Raw genomic sequence first — 5403 nt, 5'->3', positions numbered from 1 at the left:
GCGCCACGCCGACGGCCTGTGCGCGCCGACCCGCGCCGCGCTGGCCTGCCTGCGCGCCCGCATTCACCGCATGCCGGGGGCCGTCATCCCCGCCGCCTATGAAGCCTCGCTCGATTCACCGGTGCCGCCCTACCGTGGCGACATCCCGGCCGCCCGCGGCCCGGCGCTCGTCTGGGGCGGAACGCTCGGCCCCGAGCAGGGCATCGACCTTCTGCTGAACGCCCTCCCCCGCGTGACCATGTTCCACCCTGGCCTGACCCTGCACCTGGCCGCCACCGGCATCATCCCGCCCGAGTTGCGCGAGCTGGTCCGCGCGCGCCGCCTGGATGCGCATGTCAGTTTTGCCGAGCACGTCCCGGTGCCCGAGCTGGCCCTCCACCTGGCCCGCGCCGACCTGGCCGTCTTCCCCCGTCTGCGCAGCCGCCACGCCGACCTCTACTCGCCCTTCGTCGTGCTGGAAGCGCTGGCGCACGGCGTCCCGGTGGCCGCGTCCAACGTCGGCGGGCACCGCGACCTGATCGAGCACGGGCGTACCGGCATCCTGTTCGAGGCCGGCAGCAGCACCGCCCTCGGCGACACTCTGCTGGCTCTGCTGAGCGAACGCGGCTGCCTGACGCCGCTGGGCCACGCCGCCCGCAGCTGGGTGACCATGCATCGCCACTGGCAGGCCAGCGCAGCCTGCTATGTGCCCGTTTACACCCGGCTGCTCGGCCGGCGCCGCATCTGACGCCAACAAGGAGATCCATCATGCTCGTGTACCTCGGTGCGCTGTTCCATCTGATTGCCCTGGCCCTGCTGCTCGACCTGGTCCACAAGGTACGGCGCCTGCAGCGGGTGGTGGTCGGCATGTACGACCTCTCGCAGGAAGAGTCGGCCACGCTGTTCCGCCAGATCGAGGCGCTGCAAGGCCTCTACATCGATCTTGGCTTCAAGAAGAGCCTGCCGACTACGCGCGGCTGGGCCGCCTCGCCCGACTTCCTGATGGAGCTGGCCCGCCACGCCCTCGACGAGAAGCCGCAAGTGGTGGTGGAATGCAGCAGCGGCACCTCGACCCTGGTGCTGGCGCGCTGCATGCAACTGAATGGCGGCGGCATGGTCTACAGCCTGGAGCACGACGCCCGCTACGCCCAGGAGACCCGGGCCCAGCTCGAACGCCACGGCCTGCAGGACTACGCGCAGGTGCTGTTCGCCCCCCTGAACAACTACACGGTGGGCTCCGACACCTGGCAGTGGTACGTGCACGACGTGCTGCCGCCGCTCGCCCAGATCGACATGATCGCCATCGACGGCCCGCCCAAGGACACCGGCCGCCTGGCGCGCTACCCGGCCGGCCCGGCGCTGTTCCCGCGGCTGGCCCCGTTCGGCACCGTGTTCCTGGACGACGCCAAGCGCGAGGACGAACGCGCCATCCTGGAGCGCTGGCAGAAGGAATTTCCGCGCCTGACCCAGAGCAAACGCAACTGCGAAAAGGGCTGCGTGGTGCTGCGCCTCAGCGGCGCTGCGTAAGCTGCGCGCGACGCGCGGCGGCGGCTTCGCTCTCCGCCACCGCGCGCGCCAGCGCCGCTTCCACCGGATGGGCGCGGCGGTACTCATCCCGGGCGGTGCGCTGGACGGCTTGAAACCGGTCCAGCATCGGCAGGCTAAGTTCGATACCGAAGTCGGTCGGCACGGCGCTCGTATCCCCGCCGAACATGCTGGCGAGGATCATCCGCCCCACATTGTCCCGGTAGTGGGACGGCTCCCAGTAGTAAATCATCTCCTTGGCGCCACTGGCCTGCGGCAGCGGTTCGGTCGTCACACTGTTGTAGCCGGAAAAATCATACAGCCGCGCGTTGCAGCCGCCCGCCCGTGCCTGGTCGATGGCCGCCGTCAGCCCGCGCTGCCACTGTTCGAGCGCCGCCCATTTGCCGCGCTGGTAGAGCGCCTCGTGCATCGAGGCATGGGTCGGGTTGAGATAGATGCGCAGCTGCGCGCCGGTGCCGCACAGCAGTGTGACCGTGTCGATGAAGGCCTGCAGCGCGTCCGGTGTCGGACCTTCGCCGCGCACGAATTCATGCAGGCGCGGCAGCACCGCGGCCGCCGTGCCGCCCCAGCCGTGCATGTGGTCGAGGATGCAGGACGTATCCCGCTGCCCGTGGAACGCCAGATTGGACCGGCACACGGACCCGAAAGTTCCGCGCAGGACGCGCAGCGTATCCTCCGTCATGTCGTACGACACGGCCCGCCGCAGGTCCAGCAGCGCGCGACGCGGAAAGTAATCGGGCGACGTGGCCACCAGCTGGCGGTCGAAGTCCTGCGTCCCCAGCACCAGCGAGAACGACGGCGCGTCTACGCCCCACACCACGGTGCGCGGCCGGCTGACCATCAGCGCATGCTGCGCCATCGCCACCGCATCGCCCAGCGAGGCGCCAGACAGTGCCGCATTGAACACCGGCGCCTTGCCAAACGCCGGCAGTGGCGCAGGCAGGCCCAGTTCGGTGCGCGAATTGCCCAGGTACAGCACGCTGGGGCGGTAGGCCGCTACCGCATAGGTCTTGCCCCAGGCGCTCATCTTCTCGCGCGCCGGGCGCAGCCGCTGCACGGTATCGTTGTCCCACTGGTGCGTCACGTAGGGGTCGACCACGTAGTTGGCGACGGCCGCGCCGCCCACCGCCAGCGCACTCAGTCCGCAAACGGTCCACAGGTAGCTGCGCATGGCGCCTCCTTGTTCAGAACGGATCAGAACTGGAAATACAGGAAATCGGTGGGCCGGTTGATGTTGAAGATGGCCACCACCAGCAAGGCCGTGCACGCCAGGCTCCATCCGGGCGATGGCCGCCAGCGCCGCGCAACGATCTCCTGCGTGGTCGGCGCGCCGAAGGCCAGCACCGCGGCCAGGGCCAGCGCCGGCAAACCGGCGCCCTCCAGCTCGATCCAGCGCACCCCGTCGAAGCTGGCACCCGACAGCCACGACGCCCATGCCTGCAGGCCATGCGGCAGCGCGATGCCGTTGCCGCCGACCAGTCCCTGGAGGACATCCCCGGCCGTTGCGAAGTCCGGCGCGCGGAAGAAGATCCAGGCGACCACGACTGCTGCAAAGGTCAGCGCATGCGCCGCGCCGCGCGGCAACGGCCGCCCCTGTTGCTGCCACAGACGGTGGACGACCAGGTACGCGCCGTGCAACCCGCCCCAGGCCACGAACGTCCAGCCCGCGCCATGCCAGTGCCCGCCCAGCAGCATGGTCAGCATCAGGTTCCGGTAGCGCATCAGTTCGCCGCCGCGGTTGCCGCCGAGCGGGATGTACAGGTAGTCGCGCAGGAAGCGCGACAGGGTCATGTGCCAGCGCCGCCAGAACTCGGCGATGTCGCATGCCTTGTAGGGCGCATCGAAGTTCAGCGGCAACTGCACGCGGAACATGCGCGACAGCCCGATCGCCATGTCCGAGTAGCCGGAAAAGTCGAAATACAGCTGGAAGGTGTAGGCCAGCACGCCCACCCAGGCTTCGATCAGGGCTGGATCGGCCCCGGCCGCGAACACTGGATTGGCCAGTGGTGCCAGGTTGTCCGCGATCAGGACCTTCTTGCCGAGGCCAATGGCGAAGGTGGTCAGCCCGATCGCCAGGTCCGCCGCCCGCGGGCGCGCATTGGCCGGGTCGGCAAACTGCGGCATCATCTCCTTGTGATGCAGCACCGGCCCCGCCACCAGGTGCGGGAAGTAACTGACGAACAGTGCGTAATGCGTCAGTCGGCATTCGCTCACCTCGCGCCGGTAGCTGTCCACCAGGAAGGCGATCTGCGTGAAGGTAAAAAACGAGATCCCAATCGGCAGCACGATCTGCAGCGGCGCCAGCCCCATTGTCTGCAGCAGGAAGTCAGCGTACTTGAACCAGGCCAGCAGCCCCAGATCGGCCGCGATTGCCGCCACCAGCACCCGCTTGCGCTGCGCGGACGGCACCCATGCCATGGTGCGCGCCGCCGCATAATTGAACAGGATCGATCCAAGCAGCAGCGGCAAGAACCGCACGTCCCACCAGCCATAGAAGAACAGCGAAGCCAGCGCGAGCCAGGCAATTGCCAGTTTGTGGCTCAAGCGTCCGGCCAGGAAATACCCGCCCAGCACCACCGGCAGGTAGAAGAACAGGAAGCCGAACGAGTTAAACAGCATCGCGCGCCCGCTCCGAGGCCGCCGGCTGGCCCAGCAGCTCGCGATACAGACCCGCCAGTTGCATCGCGACGCGTTCCCAAGTGTAGTCCTGCACCAGCGCCCGCACGCGCGCGCGCTCCGGTGGCGCTTCCACGTGGGCGAGGACGGCGCGCTGCTGTGCCGCATTGTCATTCCACCGCACGCGGGTGATGGCGAAGGCGTCATCCACCAGGTGCAGCGCACTCTGGTCGGTCATCACCACGGGCGTGCCCGCCGCCAGCGCCTCCATGACGGACAGGGGTGCCACCTCGCCTTGGCTGGGCAGCGCGAACACGCTGGCGGCGGCATAGGCACTGGCCAGCAGCGGGTCGGTGTGCGCGATGGGCCCCATACACACCACCCCTCGCACCTTGCGCAGCGCCTGCAGGTAGCTCTGGTCGCGCTCCTGCGCCTCGCCGATCAGGACCAGCGGCAGGGCCAGCTCGGACAGCGCCTCGGCCAGCCCAAGCTGATTCTTGTACGGCGAAATCGACGCCACCATCAGCACGAACGGCCCACGCAGGCCGGTGCGCTCGCGGAACAGGCTCGGCGCCGCGCCGAAGAACTGGTGGCTGATCCCATTGGGCAGCACGCGCACCTTCGTGACGTCGACCAGGAACGCCTCCTCGATGGCGCGGCGCTCCTCGTCCCCCAGCGCAATCACGCGGTTGGCCTGCTCCAGCGCGCTGCGCATCTGCGCGTAGCTGCTTTGCACGTTCCAGCGCGTGAGGTTCCCCAGCACCCGGTCCGCCACGCGCGCCCGCACGCCAGTGGTGCGGGTCCAGCCGGGCGAAACCAGCGGCGACAGCACCGTCGGCACGCCCGCCTCCGTGGCCGCCTCGATGATCCGGTGGTTGCCATTGATGGCCGCGAACACGTGCACCACGTCAAAGTGTGCCAGGCGCATGTGCACCGGGTCAGCCAGCTCCGCGTGCACCGCGTGTTCGGCGGGCAGCCGGTTCAGCGCGCGCACCGTTTCGCGCACCTGCACCTGCAGGCCGCCGTCGCGCTCGAACAGCATGGGATAGGACAGGATTCCGACGCGCATGGTGTCCTCCGTTGAAGTTTTGCTTGATCAGGCGAAGAGCAGATTGCGGGCGCGCCTGCACAAGGCTTGCAGGTCGCGCCGCAGTGGGTGCCGCAGCAGCATCAGCCCGGCCAGCCAGGCGCCACCTGCCGCCGAACCCGCCGCCAGCAGGGCGACCAGCGCGCCTTGCCCTGGCCGCAGGGCCAGCGACGCGG

The 5403-nt window shown here is 69.0% G+C and carries 5 protein-coding genes; 2 read left to right on the top strand and 3 right to left on the bottom strand.

Going from position 1 to position 5403, the window contains the following annotated elements; genetic code table 11:
- Both E4L96_RS17535 and E4L96_RS17530 read left to right on the top strand, forming a co-directional pair.
- On the top strand, positions 1-727 hold a 727-nt coding region (locus E4L96_RS17535), incomplete at its 5' end, for a glycosyltransferase family 4 protein (protein ID WP_135208506.1).
- Between the two features lie 20 nt (positions 728-747).
- On the top strand, positions 748-1506 hold the full coding sequence (locus E4L96_RS17530; RefSeq protein ID WP_135208505.1) for a class I SAM-dependent methyltransferase: 759 nt from the start codon (positions 748-750) through the stop codon (positions 1504-1506).
- On the opposite strand, the gene E4L96_RS17525 is transcribed toward E4L96_RS17530, so the two are convergent.
- From E4L96_RS17525 to E4L96_RS17515, 3 genes are read right to left on the bottom strand one after another with little or no spacing between them, the layout of a single operon-like run.
- A complete protein-coding gene (locus E4L96_RS17525; RefSeq protein WP_135208504.1) occupies positions 1490-2695 on the bottom strand; it encodes a hypothetical protein in 1206 nt (401 codons plus the stop codon). The two genes, E4L96_RS17530 and E4L96_RS17525, sit on opposite strands and share 17 nt — an antisense overlap.
- 23 nt (positions 2696-2718) lie before the next feature.
- Positions 2719-4143, bottom strand: a complete 1425-nt coding sequence (locus E4L96_RS17520) for an MBOAT family O-acyltransferase (RefSeq protein WP_135208503.1) — start codon at positions 4141-4143, stop codon at positions 2719-2721.
- The gene (locus E4L96_RS17515) at positions 4133-5209 is read right to left on the bottom strand and encodes a glycosyltransferase family 4 protein (protein WP_135208502.1); all 1077 of its coding nucleotides are present in this window, start codon (positions 5207-5209) and stop codon (positions 4133-4135) included. Before E4L96_RS17515 ends, E4L96_RS17520 begins: the two co-directional genes overlap by 11 nt.
- Between the last annotated feature and the right edge of the window lie 194 nt (positions 5210-5403).

The sequence above is a fragment of the Zemynaea arenosa genome, assembly GCF_004614185.1.
Lineage (GTDB): Bacteria > Pseudomonadota > Gammaproteobacteria > Burkholderiales > Burkholderiaceae_D > Telluria > Telluria arenosa.
Note: the sequence above shows the minus strand (reverse complement) of the source record. Positions and strands in the feature narration are given on the sequence as shown.